This window comes from Paenibacillus sp. OK076 (assembly GCF_900110055.1).
GTDB lineage: Bacteria > Bacillota > Bacilli > Paenibacillales > Paenibacillaceae > Paenibacillus.
The window spans coordinates 3,458,664-3,481,821 of sequence record NZ_FOCH01000001.1 but is presented as its reverse complement, the minus strand read 5'-3'; the positions used below and the strand labels follow the sequence as shown (position 1 = coordinate 3,481,821).

21 protein-coding genes are annotated in these 23,158 nt (G+C 44.6%); 17 read left to right on the top strand and 4 right to left on the bottom strand.

Features of this window, described 5'->3' with window-relative positions; translation table 11 throughout:
* Window positions 1–10: 10 nt before the first annotated feature.
* From BMY78_RS15375 to BMY78_RS15365, 3 genes are all read left to right on the top strand, one after another.
* Window positions 11–1,930 (top strand): beta-glucoside-specific PTS transporter subunit IIABC, encoded by a 1,920-nt coding sequence (locus BMY78_RS15375; RefSeq protein ID WP_090900257.1) that lies wholly within the window; start codon window positions 11–13, stop codon window positions 1,928–1,930.
* 50 nt (window positions 1,931–1,980) lie between these two features.
* Entirely contained in the window at window positions 1,981–3,444 is a 1,464-nt protein-coding gene (locus BMY78_RS15370; RefSeq protein ID WP_090900254.1) for a glycoside hydrolase family 1 protein, read from the top strand.
* Window positions 3,445–3,568: 124 nt separating this feature from the next.
* Complete coding sequence (locus BMY78_RS15365) at window positions 3,569–4,162, top strand: 5' nucleotidase, NT5C type (protein WP_090902484.1); 594 nt, start codon at window positions 3,569–3,571, stop codon at window positions 4,160–4,162.
* A 30-nt stretch (window positions 4,163–4,192) separates the two neighbouring features.
* On the opposite strand, the gene BMY78_RS15360 is transcribed toward BMY78_RS15365, so the two are convergent.
* Complete coding sequence (locus BMY78_RS15360; RefSeq protein WP_090900251.1) at window positions 4,193–5,074, bottom strand: helix-turn-helix domain-containing protein; 882 nt, start codon at window positions 5,072–5,074, stop codon at window positions 4,193–4,195.
* A gap of 137 nt (window positions 5,075–5,211) precedes the next feature.
* On the opposite strand from BMY78_RS15360, the gene BMY78_RS15355 reads away from it, so the two are divergent.
* From BMY78_RS15355 to BMY78_RS15310, 10 genes are all read left to right on the top strand, one after another.
* Window positions 5,212–7,923, top strand: a complete 2,712-nt coding sequence (locus BMY78_RS15355; RefSeq protein ID WP_090900248.1) for an alpha-L-rhamnosidase — start codon at window positions 5,212–5,214, stop codon at window positions 7,921–7,923.
* Window positions 7,924–8,100: 177 nt separating this feature from the next.
* Window positions 8,101–8,496 (top strand): VOC family protein, encoded by a 396-nt coding sequence (locus BMY78_RS15350; protein WP_090900245.1) that lies wholly within the window; start codon window positions 8,101–8,103, stop codon window positions 8,494–8,496.
* A 49-nt stretch (window positions 8,497–8,545) separates the two neighbouring features.
* The gene (locus BMY78_RS15345; RefSeq protein ID WP_090900242.1) at window positions 8,546–9,073 is read left to right on the top strand and encodes a GNAT family N-acetyltransferase; all 528 of its coding nucleotides are present in this window, start codon (window positions 8,546–8,548) and stop codon (window positions 9,071–9,073) included.
* A gap of 151 nt (window positions 9,074–9,224) precedes the next feature.
* Entirely contained in the window at window positions 9,225–10,313 is a 1,089-nt protein-coding gene (locus tag BMY78_RS15340) for an acyltransferase (protein ID WP_090900239.1), read from the top strand.
* A 181-nt stretch (window positions 10,314–10,494) separates the two neighbouring features.
* Window positions 10,495–11,055: a DEAD/DEAH box helicase family protein gene (locus BMY78_RS15335; RefSeq protein ID WP_090900236.1), complete on the top strand. Its 561-nt coding sequence runs from the start codon at window positions 10,495–10,497 to the stop codon at window positions 11,053–11,055.
* A 23-nt stretch (window positions 11,056–11,078) separates the two neighbouring features.
* Window positions 11,079–11,384 carry a DUF456 domain-containing protein gene (locus BMY78_RS15330; RefSeq protein WP_090900233.1) on the top strand — a complete coding sequence of 102 codons (306 nt, stop codon included), beginning with the start codon at window positions 11,079–11,081 and terminating at the stop codon, window positions 11,382–11,384.
* A 702-nt stretch (window positions 11,385–12,086) separates the two neighbouring features.
* A complete protein-coding gene (licT, locus tag BMY78_RS15325; protein ID WP_090900230.1) occupies window positions 12,087–12,926 on the top strand; it encodes a BglG family transcription antiterminator LicT in 840 nt (279 codons plus the stop codon).
* A gap of 365 nt (window positions 12,927–13,291) precedes the next feature.
* Window positions 13,292–15,208 (top strand): beta-glucoside-specific PTS transporter subunit IIABC, encoded by a 1,917-nt coding sequence (locus BMY78_RS15320; protein WP_090900227.1) that lies wholly within the window; start codon window positions 13,292–13,294, stop codon window positions 15,206–15,208.
* Window positions 15,209–15,242: 34 nt separating this feature from the next.
* Window positions 15,243–16,685, top strand: coding sequence for a 6-phospho-beta-glucosidase (locus BMY78_RS15315; protein WP_090900224.1), 1,443 nt, complete (start codon window positions 15,243–15,245; stop codon window positions 16,683–16,685).
* A gap of 311 nt (window positions 16,686–16,996) precedes the next feature.
* Complete coding sequence (locus tag BMY78_RS15310) at window positions 16,997–17,395, top strand: RidA family protein (protein WP_090900221.1); 399 nt, start codon at window positions 16,997–16,999, stop codon at window positions 17,393–17,395.
* Window positions 17,396–17,515: 120 nt separating this feature from the next.
* On the opposite strand, the gene BMY78_RS15305 is transcribed toward BMY78_RS15310, so the two are convergent.
* Entirely contained in the window at window positions 17,516–18,676 is a 1,161-nt protein-coding gene (locus BMY78_RS15305; protein WP_090900218.1) for a S8 family peptidase, read from the bottom strand.
* Between the two features lie 220 nt (window positions 18,677–18,896).
* Between BMY78_RS15305 and BMY78_RS15300 the strand changes: the two genes are divergently transcribed.
* The 4 genes from BMY78_RS15300 to BMY78_RS15285 all read left to right on the top strand — a co-directional run bounded on the left by BMY78_RS15300 (window position 18,897) and on the right by BMY78_RS15285 (window position 20,957).
* Complete coding sequence (locus tag BMY78_RS15300) at window positions 18,897–19,421, top strand: GNAT family N-acetyltransferase (RefSeq protein WP_090900215.1); 525 nt, start codon at window positions 18,897–18,899, stop codon at window positions 19,419–19,421.
* A gap of 90 nt (window positions 19,422–19,511) precedes the next feature.
* Window positions 19,512–20,372: a Cof-type HAD-IIB family hydrolase gene (locus tag BMY78_RS15295; protein WP_090902481.1), complete on the top strand. Its 861-nt coding sequence runs from the start codon at window positions 19,512–19,514 to the stop codon at window positions 20,370–20,372.
* A 32-nt stretch (window positions 20,373–20,404) separates the two neighbouring features.
* Entirely contained in the window at window positions 20,405–20,665 is a 261-nt protein-coding gene (locus BMY78_RS15290; RefSeq protein ID WP_090900212.1) for a hypothetical protein, read from the top strand.
* A 109-nt stretch (window positions 20,666–20,774) separates the two neighbouring features.
* Window positions 20,775–20,957: a YjfB family protein gene (locus BMY78_RS15285; RefSeq protein WP_090900209.1), complete on the top strand. Its 183-nt coding sequence runs from the start codon at window positions 20,775–20,777 to the stop codon at window positions 20,955–20,957.
* Window positions 20,958–21,059: 102 nt separating this feature from the next.
* On the opposite strand, the gene BMY78_RS15280 is transcribed toward BMY78_RS15285, so the two are convergent.
* Both BMY78_RS15280 and BMY78_RS15275 read right to left on the bottom strand, forming a co-directional pair.
* On the bottom strand, window positions 21,060–21,797 hold the full coding sequence (locus BMY78_RS15280; RefSeq protein WP_090900204.1) for an HAD family hydrolase: 738 nt from the start codon (window positions 21,795–21,797) through the stop codon (window positions 21,060–21,062).
* A 73-nt stretch (window positions 21,798–21,870) separates the two neighbouring features.
* Window positions 21,871–22,920: a zinc-dependent alcohol dehydrogenase gene (locus tag BMY78_RS15275; protein WP_090900201.1), complete on the bottom strand. Its 1,050-nt coding sequence runs from the start codon at window positions 22,918–22,920 to the stop codon at window positions 21,871–21,873.
* Window positions 22,921–23,158: the final 238 nt, after the last annotated feature.

Below are 23,158 nucleotides of genomic sequence, written 5' to 3'. Positions count from 1 at the left end.
GGAAACGATCATGAAACATCAGGAAACGGCACAGGAAATCATCAAAGCCGTTGGGGGAACAAACAATATCAACTCGGTATATCATTGCGTCACACGACTGAGATTTGATCTGAAAAATAACGATAAAGTGGATAATAACTCACTCAAGAAGCTGGATAAAGTCATGGGAACGAATATCTCTGGAGATCAATTCCAGGTGATTATCGGGAATGACGTATCCAAAGTATTCGATGCTATGGTGAAGGAACATCCGGCAATACAGCAAAGTTCAGAAAATAAACAGGCTAAACCGGAAAAAAATAAAAATGTAATTCTTAATATTTTTGAGACGATTGCGGGTGTCTTCGCACCAATGCTGCCAGCGATTACAGCTGCGGGTATGCTCAAAGGATTACTTGCCCTGTTCGTGTCTGTAGGCTGGATGTCTGCTGGAACAGATACGTACCGTATTCTTTCAGCCATTGGTGACGGCGTATTCCATTACCTGCCTTTACTGATTGCAGTCAGCGCTGCTCGTAAATTTGGCAGTAATCCATTTGTTGCGATTGCACTGGGAACAGCCCTAATGTATCCAGACATGACAACATTGTTATCTAGCGGTGAATCGGTTGGATTTTTGGGAATCCCGGTTACAGCAGTAAGTTATGCTTCATCTGTAATTCCGATTTTACTCGCTGTATGGTTGATGTCCTATGTTGAGAAGTGGGTTGACCGCGTTATCCCTGCTGCACTCAAGCTATTGCTTGTGCCGCTGATTACCTTGCTTGTTATGGTTCCAGTAACGCTGATTGCGATCGGTCCATTGGGTACATTTGTAGGTAGTGGATTATCTGGCGGCATTAACTGGCTGCTGAACGAAGGCGGATTAATTGCAGGGATTGTTCTGGGCGGCGCGATGGCGCTCATTATTATGACAGGTATGCACTATGCGCTCGTACCGATCATCCTGAGCAATATTGCTACATTAGGCTTTGATAAATTCTTGCCACTGACGTATATCTCCAATATGGGACAGGCCGGAGCGACGTTGGGCGTATTCTTCCGTGCAAAAGACAAAAAGCTGAAAACTGTTGCATTGTCCACCAGCTTCACAGCTCTGATGGGTGTAACCGAGCCAGCAATGTACGGCGTGAACATGAAATATAAAAAACCGTTTGCTGCAGCAATGATCGGTAGTGCTGTAGGTGGCGGATTTGCCCTGGCCTTCGGGGCAAAGGCTTATGTGCTTGCAGGTAACGGCGGACTTCCTGGACTGCCTGCCCTGATTGGACAGACGTTCTGGTATTCCCTCGGTGGTATGATCCTAGCCTTTGTAGTAGGGGCGATTATGTCGACTGTATTCGGAATCAAGGAAGAAGAAGGAGACGCTGAGGCGTTGGCTCAATTCTCACCAGGCGCTTCTGCGACACCAGCGGCGGTACCGTCCAGCAATGCTGCAACCGTGAACGTGGACGAAATGGATGCTCCAACACCAACAAGTGATGCGGTAGCCGTTGCACCGATGACAGGTAAAGCGATTGCGCTTAAAGAAGTCAATGATCCAACGTTTGGCGATGAATTGATGGGTAAAGGTGTGGCATTTGTTCCAACGGTGGGCGAACTGGTGTCACCAGTTACAGGTACCATCATGAATGTGTTCAAAACAAAACATGCGATCGTCGTTCGCAGTGATAACGGAATGGAGCTTCTGATCCATGTAGGGATCAACACTGTGAAACTGCGCGGTCAGTATTTTGAGGCCCACGTCGCTACGGGAGCACGTGTACAGGCAGGAGACAAGCTACTCACGTTTGAAGTTGATCAAATTGCCAAGGAATATGACATTACAACGGCGATGGTCGTTACGAATACAGCAGATTACAAGCAGGTTCTGCCTGTGAAATTGGGAGCAATTACGATCGGTGAAGAAGTATTGAAGGCTGAAATTTAAAGCCGAAAGACGAACTTAAGACGACATCCATAAGAAGAGGAGAGATACGCATGATCAATCGACAAGGGTTTCCGGAAGGTTTTCTGTGGGGCGGCGCAATTGCCGCCAACCAGGCTGAAGGTGGATTTGATGCAGGGGGTAAAGGCTGGTCGACAGCGGATATGGTTCCTTATTTTGAGAAAAAGGATTACACCAACCTTAGAGAACTGATGCACGTGACCAGTGCAACGGTTGAGAAAGCGATGGCTCATCACAGTGCGAAGGGATACCCGAAGCGTTACGGTATTGATTTCTATCACCGCTTCAAAGAGGACATTGCGTTATTCGCCGAGCTTGGTTTCAAGACATTCCGTCTTTCCATCAACTGGCCGCGTATTTTCCCGAACGGGTACGATGCTGAGCCGAATGAAGAAGGATTGCGTTTCTATGATGAAGTGTTCGACGAATTGCGGAAGCACCATATCGAACCTCTCGTGACGCTCTCTCACTATGAAATGCCGATGTCATTGGTATTGAAGTACAACGGCTGGGCAGGACGGGAAGTGATCGGGCATTTTGTAAGATACGCCGAGACCGTGATGAATCGCTACAAAGACAAGGTGAAATACTGGCTGACCTTTAATGAGATCAACACAACCATTATTGAGCCATTCACGGGTGGAGGCATCATTGAAGATCGTGTCGATAATGTGATGCAAGCTTCCTATCAAGCACTTCACCATCAGTTTGTTGCCAGCAGTCTGGTAACGCAGAAGGCGCGTCAGATTAACCCTGATTTCCAGATTGGCTGTATGCTTGCGCGCATGATTCACTACCCGGCCACGTCAAAGCCGGAGGATGTACTGCAAGCTCAGATCGATAATCAGCTGAACCTGCTGCATACCGACGTACAGGTGCGAGGCAGTTATCCTACCTTCATGGCTCGTTATTGGGCTGAACATGACATTTCCATTGTGATGGAAGCTGGAGACGAAGCGATTATGAAAGAACATACGGTTGATTTCATCTCGTTCAGCTATTACACATCGCTGGTATCCGCAGTGAATCCCGAGGAATATGGAGTAACTGGCGGCAACCTGTACAGTACGATTAAGAACCCGAACCTGGAGCGTACAGAATGGGGCTGGCAGCTTGATCCGATCGGACTTCGTGTGGCGTTAAAAGAGCTATATGACCGTTACCAACTGCCGTTATTTGTCGTGGAGAACGGACTTGGTGCCAAGGATACAGTAGAGGCCGATGGTTCCATTCATGATGATTATCGGATTGATTATCTGAGAAAACATATTACACAAATGAAAGAAGCAGTCATGGATGGGGTAGACCTTATGGGGTATACCAACTGGGGTGCGATTGATATCATCAGTGCATCCACTTCGGAAATGTCCAAGCGTTATGGCGTAATCTATGTCGATCAGGACGACAACGGACAAGGCACATTGAATCGCTATAAGAAAAAGAGCTTTGGTTGGTATCAGAACGTCATCGCTACGAATGGCGAAGATTTGGGCTGATTTCGGGGGCAGTCCTTGCGCAGCAGTTATTGCGGCGCAGGGGCCGCTTTTTATTTTGAGGTCAAAAAGGATAGCGCTGTTACATTGATGATGATATACTGTGATCCTATTGGAGGGGATAAAGATAAAGAAACCTATTATTGCTGTAGATATGGATGACACCATATGTCATCTGGTCAAGCGAGCCATCTATCATAACAATATCCATTTCCCAACCCATCCGCTGCGATATGAGGATATGATACATTGGGATACATCCCATTTGCGCCATCCGGATTGTACACATGATGTATTTTACGGTCGACCAGGGCTGTTTGAGGAACTGGAGATTTACGATGAATATGTGGTAGAAGAGGTGGAAAAGCTCCATCAAGCCTATGATCTGCTGATCCTAACCGCGGCTGAGCCCAAAACGGTTGTAGAGAAGTGGAATTGGCTTCAGAAGCATATGCCATACATATCTCCAGAACAGTTTATAACCTGTAAACGGAAGAACTTGATTAACTTCGATCTGTTAATTGATGATGGAGCACATAACCTGATACCTGCGATGAATGACGGAAAAAAAGTCATCTGTATCCCTCATCCTTGGAATATAAATGAACGGGAGCAGCATCAGTTTCCGTTGATGACGTCTTGGAAAGGTGCAAAGGCTTATGTAGATCGTCTGCTTGAAACAGAACAGGAAGAAAGCCGATTTTATCCAATAAAGGGATGAACCCAGAGAAGGAACGGAAGGTAGGAACACTTAATTCAATGGTTCTGCTCTGAAGTTCCTGCGATAGCCCTGCGGGGTTTCTCCCGTAATTCGTTTAAAGACGGCATAAAATGAATCTACATCCCGGTAACCTACAAGTTCAGCAATTAAACTGACTTTATGTTGTGAATTCTTCAGCAATTCACAGCTTTTTTGTATGCGCAAATGTTGCAGGTAGGAACCAAACGTCCGCCCGGTATGGGTCACGAACATGCGTCCAATATGTCTTTCGCTCCAACCAGAAATGCTCACCAGTTCGCTTAAACGGATTCGTTCGTGAACATGCTGGTCCAGGTAATGAAGAATATGTTCCATATCAGTCGCATGTTCCTTCTCATTACAGGTCGCTTGATGAATCTGTCTGTACGTTGTCACAACGAGTTGACTAACAAGCGTATACAGGATCGTGGAAGAGCCGATTCCCGGAACGGCAGATTCGCGGTACAGCTTTACCATTAATTCCTCCAGCCGTTGGCTGTAATCTGTGATGGATACATAAGGCACCCGATTCTTTTCTAGGTCCGTCAGATGCTCTCGAATATCCTCCTCCTGAATCATAATGGACAGGGTGTGGATCAGTTCGGAATTGAACAGACAGTTATAGATAATGAGTGGATGCTCTGATACATTTGCGGTAGCCGGACGGAACACATGAGGTACGCCGACCGGAATGACAAATAACATGCCTTTGTGTACCGGAATAATATCGTCACCAATGTGATGAAAGCCCTTTCCTTCTGCCACATAACTATACTCAACAAACTCGTGTGCGTGAAAAGGAACCACAAAATCCTCGGAACATCGGTTCACGAACAGCTTCAGATTATTTTGAAAAAAGGATTCGCTCTTGAACAGTTGTATGGTTGGATTCACGAGACAGCCTCCTTGGTTGGAATGACCAGATTACCGGGTTAAACTGTCCTCATTGCCGGGTATTTCCGATCACAGAATCGATATAATTATATCGTAACCTTGAATAGGAAACCACGATGGAAAGGGATGTTTCTCTGATGTTGACCGTAAGTCATCTGCGTTGTGAGTATAGAATAAATCCGATTGGACTAGATATCACGTCGCCCAGATTAAGCTGGCATTTGCAATCCGATCACAGAAATTGTGTACAGTCAGATTATCAAATTCAGTTGTCACGGACGGAAGATTTTGCTCAGATGGAATGGGATTCTGGCAAAAAAAGCTCTGATCAGTCCATTCATGTTGAACTGGATCAATGGGTGCCCGAAGCACGAACCCGTTACTATTATCACATTCGTGCCTGGGATCGTGCAGGAGATGAATCAGACTGGTCGGAGACAGCGTATTTCGAGACGGGATTCATGGGTAGGGAAGATGCCTGGCAGGCGGAGTGGATCACAGTCGATCCTTCCTCTCAGCAGGATGAGTCTTGCCCACGACTGCGTACCTTGTTTGAACTGATAAAGCCTGTAACATCGGCAAGAATTTATGTGACAGCACTTGGATTGTATGAACTTCATCTGAATAACCAGAGAGTGGGTGAAGCATACTTCACCCCCGGCTGGACCAGTTATAGTAAGCGATTGCAGTATCAGGTCTATGATGTTACCGATCAGCTTCAGAATGGACAGAATATACTCGGTGCTTATCTGGGAGATGGCTGGTACAAAGGACATTTGGGATGGGAGAAAAAGCAGAAGATATACGGTACGAACGCAGGCTTGCTGCTGGAACTTCATATTCATTATACCGATGGTTCAGAAGAACGTATTATTTCGGATCGAAACTGGAAGACTTCCCCCAGCGCCATTCGCAGCTCGGACATTTATATGGGCGAAACGTATGATGCACGTATGGAATCTGAATGGCAGGATTCATCCTCAGTCCAATGGTCGCCAGTACGTGTGCTGGATTACTCGAAGGAGATTATTATTGCACAAGAGAACGTTCCCGTAACGCCAATAGAGCAAATTAAACCGATTGCTTTGCTTACAACTCCACTGGGAGAGCGTGTGCTGGATATGGGACAGAATATGGTCGGTTGGGTAAGATTCAGCATTCAGGGTGAAACGGGGCACACCGTTGAGTTGCTACATGCCGAGATATTGGATCATAAGGGTAATTTCTACACTGAAAACCTGCGTGGGGCAACGCAGTGCATTCGTTATACCCTAAAAGGCGGTGCAGTAGAGACGTACGAGCCACGTTTCACATTTCAGGGATTCCGTTATGTGAAGTTGATTGGATTCCCGGACGAGATTCGGCTCGAGGATTTCACCGGTGTAGTGCTGCATTCCAATATGGAGCGAACCGGTGATTTTAAAAGTTCCAGTTCACTCGTGAATCAGCTTCATCACAATATATTGTGGGGGCAAAAAGGGAATTTCCTTGACGTACCGACAGATTGTCCGCAGCGGGATGAGCGGCTGGGCTGGACGGGAGACGCACAGATGTTTATACGCACATCCTCATATCTGATGAACACAGCGCCTTTTTTCACCAAATGGCTGAGGGATCTGCAGTCCGATCAGGGAGAGGATGGAGGCATTCCTTTCTATGTTCCTGATTTGAGGAGCTCGACGTCAGACGGATGGGGGGATACGAATCATTCTTCCGCTGCCTGGGGGGATGCCGCAGTGATCTGTCCATGGACGATCTACGAGATGTACGGGGATGTCAGGCTGTTGGCCGAGCAATATGACAGCATGAAGCGCTGGATTAATTACATTCATGCTCAAGGAGAGAATCCTTACTTGTGGAATACTGGTTTCCACTTTGGGGATTGGCTCGGGCTGGATTCCAAGCCGGACAGCTATATTGGAGCTACAGATAAGGATTTCGTAGCAACTGCATTCTATGCTTATTCGGTTTCTCTAACACGGAAGGCTGCTGAGGTGTTGGGGCATACAGAAGATGTAACTTATTATGATAAGCTGCATGACAACATTGTTGCTGCATTTCAAAATGAATTTGTGACACCTGCGGGCAAACTTGCAGTCCCCACACAGACCGCGCATGTGCTTGCTTTGCATTTTGACCTATTGGATTCTACAGCTCGGAAACGGACCATTGATCAATTGGGAAAACTGGTTGCGGATGCAGGAAACCACTTGACCACCGGTTTTGTTGGAACACCTTATCTGAATCCGGTATTGAGTGATACGGGGCATCATGATCTGGCCTATACGCTGCTCTTTCAGGAAGACTATCCATCCTGGTTATATCAAGTGACACAAGGTGCGACTACGGTTTGGGAGCATTGGGACGGAATCAGGGAGGATGGCAGTCTGTGGAGTGCAGACATGAATTCGTTCAACCATTATGCTTACGGCGCCATAGGGGAGTGGTTATATCGTTATGTTGCCGGAATTAACACAGATGAGCATGAGCCAGGGTTCCGCATCGTACACATTGAACCCAAACCAGGACCTGGACTGGAGTGGGTGGAAGCGAGCTTCAAGACCATGTACGGTTCTGTCACATCCAACTGGTATCGCCGCGATAATAACGAGATGCAGGTACATGTGACCATTCCTGCCAATACGAAGGGCACGGTCCTTCTTCCTGGAGCAGATGTGCAGACGGTTGTGGAGAACGGAAAAGCTTTGGATCAAGTAGCGGACATTCATGAAATTCTAACGCAGGGATCAGATGTACGAATTGCTCTGGGCTCAGGAAGCTACCAATTCACATACAAGGTACTTGAAGCGGATCAGGAAGTCCACGCACAACAGGTGGAGTCAGTATAACTGGGTGTATTAGAGGAATCTGCCAACAGGATCGTGAACTAATATAATAGTGAAAGCTGGACCCGAGTAGAGGATCTGCACACGCAGGTTCTCTTTTTTTACTTGGAAAGAGACACTTTTCAGCATTTCGATACGAGGCTCAAAAATTAATGATGCAATGAAGGGAGAAGGCTATATTTGACGACTGGAAAAATATTAGGTATTGCATACAATGTCATTCCTGTATCCAATGTTGAACAGTCCGCCGCTTGGTTTGTGAACCATTTTGGATTTAATATTAGACAGCCAAGAGAAGGCTATATCAGCCTTTTTAGAGACAATAGACCGATTCTCGATCTGATTGAAAGTGATCATGATTCCAGAGGCGTATTCCAAGTGAAGCAGAAAAAGAGATGGGTGATCACCTTTTTTACAGACGATATCGTTAAACTCCATACTGAACTCACTGCTGGTCATGTCCGTGTTGGGAAAGTTAGTGATGAGGGCATATACGGAAAGTTTTTTACTTTTGAGGATCTGGACGGTAATCTGTTCGACGTCTGGGAGCATCACGACTGTGAATTAATATATTAGGGTGAAGGAGCATAGCAATATCAATATGAGTAAGGAGGACGTATGCAGAATGAGCAAAGAAAAAGTCAGACTGGTTAAACCTTCAGCTGAATACAAAGAAGCGTATGTAGCATTTTATGAAGATTGGGTTGCAAGCGGAGAATCAATGGTACCGTGGGTCATTACGAAAGAGCCTTATCCTTATGAAGAGATGTTAGCTTTTTTGGAACGCAGCGAACAAGGCATCGATATCCCGGAAGGCTGGGTCAGAGACAGTACATACTGGCTCGTGACGGAGAGTGAGCGAGTTGTTGGAGCCGTAAATATACGACATGAATTGAATGAGAAGCTGTTCCATAGCGGAGGGCATATTGGTTATGGAATTCGTCCAGGCGAGCGACAGAATGGATACGGTGCGGAGATCCTCAAGCTTTCCTTGGAAATTACCAAACATCTCGGAATTACCAAAGTATTAGTCGTATGTAACGCCCATAATGAGGCATCCAGAAGAGTTATTCTTCGTAACGGGGGCATTCAGGACCAAGACTATGTAGAGCCTGACGGAAATATCGTTGAGCGGTTCTGGATAGGTAAATAGCTAATGTCGAATAATGCTGAAAATTGGTGTGATTTAACGAAAATAATATAGATTATGATTGTATTACTAACGTTTGCTGATTAAAATAAAGCTTAGAATCTGGATTGCGGCCGGAAACTATCATCCTATCAGGCATAAGTGAGGTTTTACTATGAATCAACCGGTTAATCGGCCCCGGCGTATTGAGTATCTGGATCTCTATCGTGCTTTTGCAATTATGGCAGTGGTCGCCATTCATGCGACTTCAACAGCCGTTGCACATTATCCCAAGCACACGTTGGATCATAACTTTTATTATTTTTGGAACAGCTTTCTGCAATTCGCCGTACCTGCATTTTTGTTCTTGTCCTCATTGGTGTTGTTTTATAATTACAGCTCCAAGATGAAGGAAAAGGGCTGGATGCCCGCTTTTTATAAAAAGCGATTATTTTATGTTTTTGTGCCTTATCTGGCCTGGTCACTCATTTATTTTATCGTCAAACAATGGCTAGCAGGCAAAGAGCCTCTGGCACATGTGAAGCAGTTCTCGGAGCAATTGTTAACGGGTACTGCACATACGCATTTATATTTTTTTCTGATTATTTTGCAATTTTATGTGGTTTTTCCACTGCTTCTTTCGTTAACACGTTACCGTTTATTTAATCGATATTTACCGTTGTTCTTTATTGCGGCGCAGGCTGTTTTTTACGCACTGCATTTGCAGTTTCATTTCTCACGGATGGGGAGTTTGCTGCCCAGTTACCTGATTGTTATTGGATTCGGTGCTTGGATTGGGTTGAACTTCGATGCGGCATTGAAGAAATTGTTCTCGTACCGTTATGTGCTGATTGCTGCATTGTTGAGCGGAGGAGCAGTCTTTATTTACGGCAATACTTATATAAAAACGGCTTTCGCCGCAACTCCGGCGCTAACCTATACGCTGCTATTTCTATTCCGTAATCTGTTTACCCTCTCAGCCTGCTTACTCTTACTGATCGTATGTGAACGAATAGGTGCATGGAACCAGAATGGATCTAATCGGACAACTCGCATTCTGAACTCTTTGGGTACGGTGGCGTTTGGTGTATTTTTAATACACCCATTAGTGCTTTTGTTCTGGAGAAGAGAGCTTTCCGTGGAACTCGCTCCACACTTCAGCCTGGGCATTATGCTGTCTTATGTTGTGGCAATTCTGCTCTCATGGATGATTGCCATGGGACTTAGAAGAATGAAGTGGGGATGGGTTCTGATCGGACGTTAACGTTGGGTAGACTGTGAAATGATGAATATAAAGTGAAGCCGAAAAGAGAGATTTCAAGCCCTGTAATTTTCAGTGGATGACTTGAAATCTCTTTTTTATTTGTCCAAGAGGCGTTATTATGGACTAATGTCCAGAAAATTCAAGTAATGGTATACATATCGTTGATGTCAGGAGTGATGGGATGAAGTTTATCATTATTTTTGGTCCACAGGCTGTGGGGAAAATGACGGTGGGTCAGGAATTGGAGAAGATCACCGATCTGAAATTGTTTCACAATCATATGACGATTGAACTGGTGTCACCTTATTTCAGTTATGGTACACCTCAAGGAAAGAGACTTGTTAATCTGTTCCGTCAGGAGATTTTTGAAGAAGTGGCGAAGAGTGAGCTGCCCGGTTTGATTTTTACATTTGTGTGGGCATTCGATATAAAAGAGGATTGGGAGTACATACGCAAAGTCAGTGCGTTGTTCGAGTCCAGAGGTGCAGAGGTATATTATGTTGAACTGGAGGCTGATCCGACCGAACGAGTGGAGCGTAACAAGAGTCCACATCGGCTGCTGCACAAAGCAACGAAGCGTAATATCGAATGGTCTGAGCAGGACCTGCTTTCGAGTATGGAGAAATATCGGTTGAACTCAGAGCCCGGAGAAATTACGCATGAGCATTATATTCGGATTAATAACACCAATAAGAGCCCGAAAGACGTGGCGCAGCTAATCCAAGAACGATTCAAACTGTAATTATAAGGGGAGGCGAATAAAGTATGTATCTCATTTTGGCTCTAATAGTAGGATTTGTTCTGTGTCTTCTGTTCCCATATGGTACGATTTTGGTAGGTGCTATTATATTTGCACTTGTTGCAGACAATTATCGTCAGACCATGAGTATGCGCGAGGATATTCGTTCCATTAAGCATCATCTAGGACTGATGCACAAAGGTGAAGCGGAAGAGTACCAGATCGATAAACAGTTAACCGATATGGATCACTTGGACTCGGATCAGTTGAAGATCATTAATCGAAGAATTGAAGCAGAGCTGGAGAAGGAAAGCAAAAAGAATAAATCATGATCAAACACTACACGAAAAGGGAAAAGGATTGGCATGTTACGCCGTTGACTGATGATAGTCTTGAGATGATATATGTCTGCGAAAAAAGTGAGCAAATCGTGACAAAATAATAATAATTAATTTTTTTTGTATGCCATTTTTCATCATTCGGACACATTAAGTCCTCCTCTAGGGAGGGCTTTTTTTGTTTATTTATGATCGGAATTCAGCAGGATTTTAAGAGGCGGATAATCAAAAAAATAGCGAATAAGTGCAAGCGCTTTTAATCTGGAATGACGCTAAAATGTTCATAAACGTACTTATTAATTTTGGTTTATAAGTGGACGAAGTGGAAGGTGAGTAGTAGGCTGTCTGACACAGATCTGGTGCAGGCAGGTATTGAAATTATCGATCTAATGCTCTCTGTGTAAGTATAATTCACTGGATAAAACGTCATGCTAAGGGCGTGGTTTGTGAGGGAAGGTAAATAGATGCAGATTCGATATGCGCAAACAGAAAAAAATACAAAGCGACTAAACAGTTCCATTTAGACATTCAAAAAATGGTTGTTAGGGGTAAAGCATCATCGATTTTTATGTTGCACAATGTAGAAAAATGTAATACCATGAACGCACATATAGTTAACATTGATGTGAAATGGGCAAGGCCAGTGACCTCGTAGAAGGTACGGTTTGCCTTTTTCTGTATATTGGAGTGGATAAAGTGAAGATCGAGAAGGTGTTAAACAATAATGCTGTAGTTGCGATGAAAGACGAACGTGAAGTCATTGTCATTGGCCGGGGAATTGCTTTTCAGAAGCGAGCCGGTGATGAGGTGTCCGAGCAGCATATTGATAAGATATTTACTTTACAGAATGAAAATATTCAGGAAAATTTCAAGGCATTAATCGCGAGCATACCACTGGAATACATGAAAGTGTCTGAGGAGATTATTGCCTATGCCAAGCTGAAGCTTGGGAAAAAGCTAAACGAGAGCATCTACCTGCATCTGACGGATCATATTCATTTTGCCATCGAACGTTATCGTAATAATCTGCCTATCCGTAATGGACTGCTGTGGGAGACCAAGCAGCTCTACAAGGATGAATATGAGGTAGGGCTGGAAGCGCTAAATATGATTTGTGATCAGTTTGGTATATTGTTGCCGGAAGATGAGGCAGGGTTCATGGCGCTTCATTTTGTGAATGCGGCACTAAACGAAGAGATGCCTAACATCCGAAGCATGACTCAGGTCATGCAGGAGATTTTGACGATCATCAAATATCATTTCAAGATGGACTTTGACGAGAACTCACTGAATTATTATCGATTTGTGACCCATCTGAAGTTTTTCGCTCAACGGCTGGTAAAAGGCAAGCATTACAAGAGTAACAACGACGATGAGTTATTCGAGATGATTCAGAAAAAGTATCCAGAAGCGCACAAGTGCTCGGAGAAAATTCGAAAATTCATTGAAAACAACTACACGTATCAACTGACTAACGAAGAAATGATGTATTTAACCATTCATATTGAGCGTGTGGTACATGCCACATCTGAGTAACGATATTACAAAATAAAGATTCTTAAAAAAACGCTTGCAATAGTTCAGAAGTTATTATATTATGAATCCATAAAGTAAGCGCATACATCAATCGGATTGTAACTGTTCAATCAGGCAATTCCGATACTTCCGACCACTCTGGTCCGTAAAGATGGGTTGCAACTTACTTTAAGATGAAGTTGTTAGTGTAACAACTGAATATCGCTGTGTACAGCCTTACAGGGTTGCAACCGTTAAGGGCAAAACCTGAATTGCTGAATATCACGACTTGTTTCCGGATTTTTCGGTACGTTGTGTATGTTCAGTAGTTCAGGTTTTCTTTGTTTCACAAGCATCGGGAGTCTACTTAGAGAGGGAGAATTACTATGAACTACGATCAACTGGCCAAAGACATTTTGTCTGGTGTAGGTGGAGCTAAAAACGTAAACAGTGTATTCCATTGCGTAACCAGATTGCGTTTTAAACTCAAAGATGAAAGCGTTGCTAAAACGGAAGAACTTAAAAATCTGCCGGGTGTCATTACCGTTATGCAGAGTGGTGGACAGTATCAGGTCGTAATCGGCAATGAAGTGCCGGATGTATATAAAGCCGTAGTAAAGGCAGGTAACTTGTCTGCTGAAGGTCAAGTAGATGAGACAGATTCAGATTCAGGTCCAAAAGGCAGTTTGTTTAACCGCTTTGTAGATATGATTTCTGGTGTATTTACTCCAGTGCTTGGATTACTCGCAGCGACGGGAATGATTAAAGGTTTCACTGCTATGTTCGTGTCCTTGGGTTGGGTAGACAATACTGCTGGTACGTATGCATTATTAAATGCCATTGGGGATTGTTTATTCTACTTCTTCCCGATCTTCCTTGGATACACAGCTATTAAAAAATTCGGTGGAAGTCCATTCCTAGGTATGGCCATTGGTGCATCATTAGTCTATCCAACACTTGCAGGAATTCGTGCTGGAGAACCGTTGTACACTTTATTTGCAGGCACACTGTTCGAATCACCGATTCGGATCGAGTTTCTAGGTATACCGGTTATTTTAATGGATTATGCTTCATCCGTTATTCCGATTATCTTAGCAACGTTCTTTGCGGTCAAAATCGAACGTTTCTTCAAAAAGGTTATGCCTAAAGTAGTCAGCAATTTCCTAGTTCCATTTTGTACTTTACTAGTTATTGTACCACTTACGTTCTTGGTAATTGGGCCGGTTGCGACATGGGCGGGTCAACTGTTAGGTGCATTTACATCTTCGATTTACGGACTGAGCCCTTTACTTACAGGACTTGTAATCGGCGGTTTGTGGCAAGTATTCGTCTTGTTTGGACTCCACTGGGGACTCGTTCCATTGGCATTCGTTAACCTTGCAACGCTTGGTTATGATTCGATTCTGGCATTGTCATTTGCAGCTTCCTTTGCTCAAATCGGTGCAGTGCTTGCGGTTATTCTGAAAACGAAAAGTCAAAAAATAAAAACACTCGGTGCACCTGCGTTTATATCTGGTATTTTCGGTGTCACTGAACCAGCGATTTACGGCGTAACATTGCCACTGAAAAAACCGTTTATCATGAGCTGTATTGCTGGTGGTATTGGTGGTGGTATCCTTGGTTTTGCCGGAACTAAAGGTTATATAATTGGTGGTCTTGGAATCTTCGGTTATCCGAGCTATGTAAGTCCTACAGAGGGTATGAATTCCGTATTCTTCTGGACGGTTGCAGCAACCATTATTGCATTCATCCTTGGTTTCATCTTGACGTATGTTGTTGGTTTCAAAGATCCGGTGGACAAAGCGGCTACACCAGCTCCAGCCCCGGTACTCGATCCAAACCCGAACAACAGATATGAAATTTTCAGCCCAATGGCTGGTGAAGTGGTTGAACTGAAAGAGATCAATGATGTTACCTTTGCAGGAGAGCATATGGGTAAAGGGATTGCGATTCGTCCAACCAGCGGCAGAGTTGTATCTCCAATCACGGGAGTTGTACAAACGGTATATCGCACCAAACACGCTATTGGACTTGTAACGGATGATGGTGTTGAGATGCTGATTCATATCGGACAGGATACCGTGCAATTGAAAGGTCAGCATTTCACAGCTCATGTAAAAGATGGCGACCGTGTTAATGTGGGCGATCTGATTATGGAATTTGATCTGCAAGCGATCAAGGATGCCGGGTATGAGACAGTTACACCGATTATTATTACGAACACGTCCAATTATCTGGATGTAGTGGGCACGAAAGATGCATCTGTGAAAGAGAAAGATAAATTGATCACAGTGCTCGGTTAATTAAACGTTCATTATGGATAGGAGGCAGATGTGAATGTATGAAAAATTAACAGCCTTCCCGGAGAATTTTCTCTGGGGAGGAGCAACGGCAGCGAATCAGCTTGAAGGAGCCTATCTTGAAAGTGGCAAAGGGTTAACTACAGTCGACCTGATCCCCACAGGGGCTAATCGCTTCCCTATTGCTTTGGGTAATCTCGATTCATATGAGCCGAAAGATGGAGAGTTTTATCCTTCGCATGAAGCGATTGATTTTTACCATCGGTATAAAGAAGACATTGCGCTATTCGCGGAAATGGGATTCAAGTGCTTCAGAATGTCCATTGCCTGGGCACGGATTTTCCCTAATGGTGATGACGCTGAGCCGAATGAGGCAGGATTGCAGTTTTACGATGATGTCTTCGACGAATTGTTGAAATACAATATTGAACCTGTGGTCACCATCTGTCACTTTGATGTCCCTGTGCATCTGGTCGAAACATATGGCGGTTGGAAGAACCGTAAGATGATTGGTTTCTTTGAGACTTATGCAAAGACTTTGTTTAATCGTTACAAGGACAAGGTCAAATACTGGATGACGTTTAATGAAATCAATATGCTGCTGCATCTTCCGTACATTGGAGCTGGTATTGTTCTTCAGGAAGGTGAGAATAAAGAGCAGGTTCTCTATCAGGCAGCGCATCATGAATTGGTTGCGAGTGCTCTGGCTGTAAAGGCCTGTCATGAGATCATTCCAGGTGCACAGATTGGCTGCATGCTAGCAGCGGGCATGGTTTATCCGTACACTTCCAATCCAGACGATGTATGGAAAGCCATGGAGCAGGATCGGGAGTCGTTCTTTTTTATCGATGTTCAGTCCAAAGGAGCGTATCCTGGGTATACGAAGCGTTTCTTCAGAGAACACGAGATCGTCATTGATATGCAGCCGGAAGATGCAGATATTCTCATGCAGAATACAGTTGACTATATTGGATTCAGTTATTACGCCAGTCGCTGTACAAGTACCGATCCAGAGATTTTGAAGGATTCGACCGAAGGTAATGTGTTTGGTTCAGTGAAAAATCCGTATCTTCAAGCTTCCGAATGGGGCTGGACGATTGATCCGAAGGGTCTTCGAATTACCTGCAACCAGCTGTATGACCGTTATGGTAAACCATTGTTTATTGTGGAAAATGGACTTGGCGCAACGGATGTGTTGCTGGAGGATGATACCGTTGAAGACGATTATCGTATCGACTATCTGAATCGTCATTTTGCCGAGATGGCTGAAGCCATTCAGGACGGGGTTGAGCTTTTGGGTTACACGAGCTGGGGACCGATTGATCTGGTCAGTGCGGGTACCGGGGAGATGAAAAAGCGATACGGTTACATTTATGTAGACCGGAACAATGACGGAAGCGGCACACTTCGCAGAGTGAAAAAGAAAAGTTTCCATTGGTATAAAGAGGTTATTGCCAATAATGGAGCGCAATATTTTTAACTCCAGGTGTAGTCCCTTTTGAGTATACGAAGAGCAGTCTCGTTGACGCGGGATTGCTCTTTGCTTATAGGGATGAATTTGACTCATGATTTGTTTCACATATATAATCAAGAGATCAAGAGAATCTTGTCACTTAAGAAGGGAGGAGCATCCAATCATGAAGAAAAAATCACTTGCATTTATATCTACGGGATATGGATACTCCACTGCTGTCTTTTTCTAGAATCTATTCCAAGGGAGAAGTGCGCCCAAATTAGGAAGAAAACTAGGGAATAACGCAGAAAAATCTTAAGAATGACGAGGTAATCAACATGAAAATCGACAAAATTACTAGAAAAAATCCAGCTAATATGCCAGCTCCTGTAGGACAGTACACGCATATTACAAGAATTCCGAGGAATGCAGAGTTGTTCGTGACGTCGGGTCAAATTGGAGCAGATCGTAGCGGACACTTTCCAGAAAGTCTGAATGAACAAGTCACGAATACATTCAATAATATTAAAACAGTACTCGAATCCGAGCATTTAGATGCCGAACATATTATCAAAGTTAACATATGGGCAACGGAGAAAATCGATTGGGATTTCTTATACGCTGAGTGGGGACAATTATTCAGTCATGATTATCCTGCGATGACAATTGGATATATTACGGAATTAGGTTTACCAGAAATTAAAATTGAAATCGAAATTTGGGCAGCAAAAGTGTAGAACCAATTAAACTTATTTAAACCATGGAGCTTCAATAGAAGCACCATGGTTTTTTTTGGTTTCTTTATTCGTGAGAAATGGTATGGCGATCATCCATGCCATTATGAGTGAATGTAAATGTTATGGCACTTGCAGACTCTGATAGGCATTCAGTCGCCCATACGTCCAGTAGACACCGGAGCCGGATACGGGATCGGATGCGAAGCATAGGGCATCGCGAATCTGGGCATTGGTTTTCCCTTGAGCAGCCAGTAATGCAGCCACTCCCGCTACATGGGGAGCCGCCATGGACGTTCCGCTTAGATAAGCATAGGAGCCGCCCAGGTATGTGGACAAAATGCTATCACCCGGTGCAGCCATATCTACCCACGATCCATAGTTTGAGAAATTCGATTTGAGATCGGAAGGATTGGTTGAAGCTACCGCAATGACGTTGGGATAAGATGCAGGTACAATCGGATACGAAGTATTATCATTACCTGCTGCCGCGATGATGACAGCGCCCCGATCCCATGCATATTGCACGGCAGCTTGAAGGAAAGCTTCTCCCGTTGGCCCACCGAGACTCAGGTTAACGACTTGAATACCGTTGTTGGCCGCGTAAACAAGTCCGTTTCCGACGTTGCCCGTTGTACCTTGTCCATTGTTGTCCAACACTCGTAGCGGGACAATCGAAGCGAGCGGTGCCACACCAGCAATGCCAACTCCATTATTGGTTATAGAAGCTGCAATTCCAGCTACATGGGTGCCGTGCCCGTTACCATCTTCGGGAATACTATCATAATTAACGTAATCGTATCCGGGAAGGAGCTTGCCAGCAAGCTCAGGGTGGTTTAACTGCACGCCAGTGTCAATGATCGCGATTTTCACCGAGCTGTTACTCTGGGAAATATCCCAGGCAGCAGGAGCATTGATTTTTGGTAGATTGTACTGGTAAGGAAAAAACGGGTCATTTGGCGTAAATGATGCCTGTAGGTAGTAGTTCGGTTCAGCGTGCTCGATGAGCACATGGTCCTTGTAGTGCTTCAACATACGCTGCATTTTCTTTCTTGATTCAATGCGATACCAGCCCAGATCTTCATACGTTTCGGCTACGTTACATTTTGCTTTTTTATGCAGAGTGTACATCTCGTCGGATGTCGTACCTTCCTTGAACTTGATTAACAGCTGCTTGGGTGCGTGGGGATGAAACTTTTTGGCTGCAAGTTTATCTTCCACATAACGATATACGAACCCAATGGCCAGCAGAGCTGCAGCAGAGATTCCTAGCGATAACCACATATGTTCTCCTCCCTCGAATTTTGATTGATGACACGCCTTATCGTATGCAATCCCTATCAAATCGCGCGGGCTTTCTTTTATTTTGGTTAGTCGTTTAGATAGATTGATAGGAAGAGTTTATTTCGGTAGAATTGTAAACAGAGAGCGAACTTGCGCTTAGTTGGATTCGTATACGGAGCTGAAAAGGGGCTCGAAACTAAAGATAAGGAATGTGGATTTTATGACACACCTTCAGGCCACACCGAGAGTGATAGCTATTCAGGAACACCAAATGAATGATGCAATTGATTTTGCCATGCGTGTTCGCAAAGAAGTATTTCCAATGCTGGATCATGGGAAATTACCTGTAGATCTGGAGCAATTCAAAGAACGTTATCTGGATGCAGCCGATGCTATATTTCTGGTTGCTGTCACCGAAGACAAAGAGATTGTGGGTTCCATTGGCATCCTGCCTTATAATGGGCGTATCGAAGTTCTGAATGGACGATATCCTGAGCAGTCTGCTGCCGAAATTGTGAAATGTTATGTGGATTCTAAATATCGCAGATACGGTATCGGTTCACTCCTCGTAAGAGAACTGGAGAACGTGGTGGCAGAACTGCACTATACAACGTTGTATTTGCATACACATCGCTTTTTGCCTGGAGCCGTGGATTTCTGGAAACGTCAGGGATATGTGGTTGTAGTGGAGCAGGACGATGATTGGCAGACGGTGCATATGGACAAATTGCTGCAAAATAAGTGATTATGACTATGATTACTTTGATGTACGAACTGTGGATACCGAAGGGAAGATAGCGTGATGCGCTTGGATTACTTTAATGGGGGATACGAGATGAGTACAACGAATCGAAAGATTGTTTTTATAGATATTGATGGCACATTGGTAGATGATGACGGTAATATTCCGTTGTCTGCACAACAGGCGTGCAAACAAGCACGTGAAAATGGACATTTGCTTTATTTATGTACAGGACGATCGAAGGCGGAAATCTACGATTCTATATGGGATGTAGGATTTGACGGTCTGATCGGTGCCGGTGGTGGATATGTTGAATTCGGTCAGGATGTGCTGTATCACAAAAGGGTAACGGCAGAAGATGTACGGCATATGGTGGATTTCTTCAATGAACACCAGATTGACTTCTACCTGGAATCCAATTCGGCCTTGTACGCCAGCGCCAATCTTCAACCTCACTTGGAACGTCGTATCTATGGTGATGTGGAGAATGATCCCAATGCCAGAGCGAAAAAAGAACAAAAGCCGCATCCGTTTATTGCCGGTTTGACGTATGGTGAAGCCGATTTATACAAGGACGACGTGAACAAAGTTTGTTTTCTGGAAAGCTCTACGATTCCATTCGATCGAATCAAGCAGGAGTTCGAAGGCAAATTCGAAGTCATTCAGTGCACGGTGCCCATCTTCGGAGAAGGAAGCGGTGAACTGATGATCCCGGGCATTCATAAAGCCATTGCTATAGCGGATCTGTTGGAGCATCTGGATATGTCACGTGAAGATACACTCGCCATTGGGGACGGCATGAATGATGCCGAGATGCTGGAGTATTGTGCTGTAGGGATTGCGATGGGTAATGCCAAGCCAGGTCTCAAAGCCATTGCTGATGATATAACTGGAACTATTGAAGAAGATGGTTTATACCACAGTTTTGTGAAATATGGATTGATTGAGTCCTGATCAGTCTCAAACAAGTGGAAGAGGTGAAACCCATGTCGGAAGGAATAAAAGTGGAGCTGGAAGTTAGTGCATTCGGTCAGGAAACCGTACCATCGTACGATGATTCTGTTCGTAAATATGAGATCGCAAGAACTCGTATTTTACCTAAAGAAACAACATTAGCCCAACTGGAAGAGATGGTAAAAGAATTGATGGCAGAGATCAAAGAGGATTTTCAGCAACCCGAACAGTTATTAGCCAAAGTAACCCTAAGAGCCAAAGAAACGGATGGGGTATTGAAATATTTGGGTTAGAGTGAATGTTAAGCTGATGAATATGAAGGAGAGGATTACATATTTTATCACATCTGACCGATATAAAATAGGTATGCCTATAGACCAGAAAACGAAAGGAGTGCAGAACATGGATATTGCAGCATTATCAATGGCTATGAGTCAAGTCTCAGTGGCACAGTCGGCGAGCTTGCAAGTCATGTCCATGTCGAAAGACATGGCAGAGCAGCAAGGTCAGCAGCTAACAGAAATGTTAAAGTCGGTTCCTGCTCCTCATCCCAAGCTGGGTGGAAGTCTGGATATTTCGGTCTAGACGATATTTGAGTTTTCGTTCTCGCGTTAAATTTGCAGCAAGCAGAACCCAAACGGCTTCAATTCCAAGGAATTGAAGCCGTTTGGGTTGTTTATTTTCGTTTTAGATGATTTCATACAAGCTTGGCGATCTGCCTTTCAACGGAAGTGTCTCTTTCAGCGTCCATAACTCATCGTAACTGGAAATCTGAAGATCGGCTTTGGATAAGTCCTGGTCACCTGATCCCGGATTACGGTATCCGATGCAGCGCATACCTGCACTTTTGGCGGCCTGAACTCCATTGCGCGAATCCTCAATGACGAGACAGTTCGAAGGGGATGCTCCAATCATTTCAGCTGTAGTCAGGAAAATATCCGGAGCCGGTTTGCCGTTTGTAACTTCCTCACCTGTCATTCGGACCTCAAAGTATTTTCCAAGTCCGGTCTTGTCCATGATCAGGTCGATCAGTGCACGTGGAGATGAAGAAGCAACGGCTATCGGAATGTGCTGCTCATGCAGCCAGCTTAACCAGCGTTCAACGGAAGGCATGGCTGTTAGCTTCGGGTGAGCCAGCATCGTCTGCATCACATTATGTTGATGGTAGGCGAGGGCTTCTTCCACGGTAGCCGTCAACTGGTGCTTGTCCAATACTTGCCGCCACATCGATTCCAGCGTGACTCCAACATAGGTGTGATGTTCTTCCTCCGTCATCTTCGCGCCGAAATGGGCAAAAGAGCTGCGTTCAATCTCGAAATAAATCGGTTCGCTGTCAATCAGTACGCCATCCATGTCAAAAATGACCGCCTGAATGCTGTCATCCTTCGACTCTCCCAGCCCTTCAAACTCCTTGTTTGCTACCATATGTTGTATTCCTCCTCCAGGATTCTGTAAGCAATTATCTCTAATTTATCTCAATTATGATGAACTTGCTACATTAGATACTGGAACCGCTGGATTGCAGCACCACTTTGATCGCATGTGAAGAAGCTTGAAGTGTACGCCCCTGAATATCGCAGCCAAGCGTGCGGAATGCTTCTTCGTAATCCTCCAACGGGAACGAGTGGGTGATAATTTTTTTAGCCGGGATAATCTGTTGCTCAATCATGTAATGTGCTGTTGCGAATGTGCCCAGGGAGTCGATGGAGCCAATGATTTTCAGACTGCGGTCCACAACTTCCTTGGGATTGAACGAAGTGTTTCCATCTCTCAGACCGACCAGCATGAGATAACCGCCGCTGGCGAGTTGCGAAAGCACTTGTGTACCCACGACACCTGTCGTATCCACAATCATATCAACCTGATTGGTTGTGGGTGCCAGTGATTCTATCGCATTTTCAAAGGATGAATGAACCTCCCATCGGTCCGGTGCAATCGAACCTGCAATAGCCAGACGTTCTTCCGAGATGTCGACGAGACAGCCAGTGACACCTTTGGAAGCGAGGGCATAGCTGTAAAGAATGCCAATCGGGCCCGCACCGAGGATAATGGTTCTAAAATTCGGCAGCAGATGGATCTGATTAATACCTGTAAGCATGCAGCTCAGAGGTTCGGTCAGCGTCGCTTCCTCGTAACTCACATGGTCCTTCAATTTATACAAAAAGCGATCCTCGGTTACATAATAATCCGTAAATGTACCGTCAGCGCTCACACCTGTCTCTGTAACCGATTTATGTGTGCAGTGATTTTGTCTGCCTGTTCTGCACATGTCGCATTGCCCGCAATAATAGGTAGGATCGATGACAACCCGGTCGCCCGGTTGCAGTGTCGTTACAGCGGTGCCCACGGCAATGACTTCCCCGGCAGACTCATGACCAAGAATGACCGAAGGGACCGCATGATATTTACCACTGACAATTCCGAGGTCGGTACCGCACACACCTGTTGCCCGGATTCGAACCAATACCTGATTGTCTCTTGCGATTTCCGGAACAGGTCGTTCTTCAAGCACTACATCCCAGGCCGATTTGTATACCAATGCTAACATGTGAAAACCTCCTTGTTATAGTATGAAATGTAACTATAGCGATTCATTTTAAAAACAGTTTCTGACAAGATACGAAAGTAGTGAAGGGGACGAAATCGATTCTGGAGAAGCGGAGCGTTCGCCTTTATCAACGGATTTTTCCCTTGGAAAAGGGAAATCAAAAAAATCCGGGGATAACAGCGATCAGAAGAACGATTCGTAACCGAAACGACCACTACGAGCAATGGCATTGAAATGT

Coding starts and splice junctions, on each gene's coding strand:
- BMY78_RS15375 (WP_090900257.1), top strand. CDS start 11: ATGAAACATCAGGAAACGGCACAGGAAATCATCAAAGCCGTTGGGGGA.
- BMY78_RS15370 (WP_090900254.1), top strand. CDS start 1,981: ATGATCAATCGACAAGGGTTTCCGGAAGGTTTTCTGTGGGGCGGCGCA.
- BMY78_RS15355 (WP_090900248.1), top strand. CDS start 5,212: ATGTTGACCGTAAGTCATCTGCGTTGTGAGTATAGAATAAATCCGATT.
- BMY78_RS15345 (WP_090900242.1), top strand. CDS start 8,546: ATGAGCAAAGAAAAAGTCAGACTGGTTAAACCTTCAGCTGAATACAAA.
- BMY78_RS15340 (WP_090900239.1), top strand. CDS start 9,225: ATGAATCAACCGGTTAATCGGCCCCGGCGTATTGAGTATCTGGATCTC.
- BMY78_RS15335 (WP_090900236.1), top strand. CDS start 10,495: ATGAAGTTTATCATTATTTTTGGTCCACAGGCTGTGGGGAAAATGACG.
- BMY78_RS15330 (WP_090900233.1), top strand. CDS start 11,079: ATGTATCTCATTTTGGCTCTAATAGTAGGATTTGTTCTGTGTCTTCTG.
- BMY78_RS15320 (WP_090900227.1), top strand. CDS start 13,292: ATGAACTACGATCAACTGGCCAAAGACATTTTGTCTGGTGTAGGTGGA.
- BMY78_RS15315 (WP_090900224.1), top strand. CDS start 15,243: ATGTATGAAAAATTAACAGCCTTCCCGGAGAATTTTCTCTGGGGAGGA.
- BMY78_RS15310 (WP_090900221.1), top strand. CDS start 16,997: ATGAAAATCGACAAAATTACTAGAAAAAATCCAGCTAATATGCCAGCT.
- BMY78_RS15305 (WP_090900218.1), bottom strand. CDS start 18,676: ATGTGGTTATCGCTAGGAATCTCTGCTGCAGCTCTGCTGGCCATTGGG.
- BMY78_RS15300 (WP_090900215.1), top strand. CDS start 18,897: ATGACACACCTTCAGGCCACACCGAGAGTGATAGCTATTCAGGAACAC.
- BMY78_RS15295 (WP_090902481.1), top strand. CDS start 19,512: ATGAGTACAACGAATCGAAAGATTGTTTTTATAGATATTGATGGCACA.
- BMY78_RS15290 (WP_090900212.1), top strand. CDS start 20,405: ATGTCGGAAGGAATAAAAGTGGAGCTGGAAGTTAGTGCATTCGGTCAG.
- BMY78_RS15285 (WP_090900209.1), top strand. CDS start 20,775: ATGGATATTGCAGCATTATCAATGGCTATGAGTCAAGTCTCAGTGGCA.
- BMY78_RS15280 (WP_090900204.1), bottom strand. CDS start 21,797: ATGGTAGCAAACAAGGAGTTTGAAGGGCTGGGAGAGTCGAAGGATGAC.
- BMY78_RS15275 (WP_090900201.1), bottom strand. CDS start 22,920: ATGTTAGCATTGGTATACAAATCGGCCTGGGATGTAGTGCTTGAAGAA.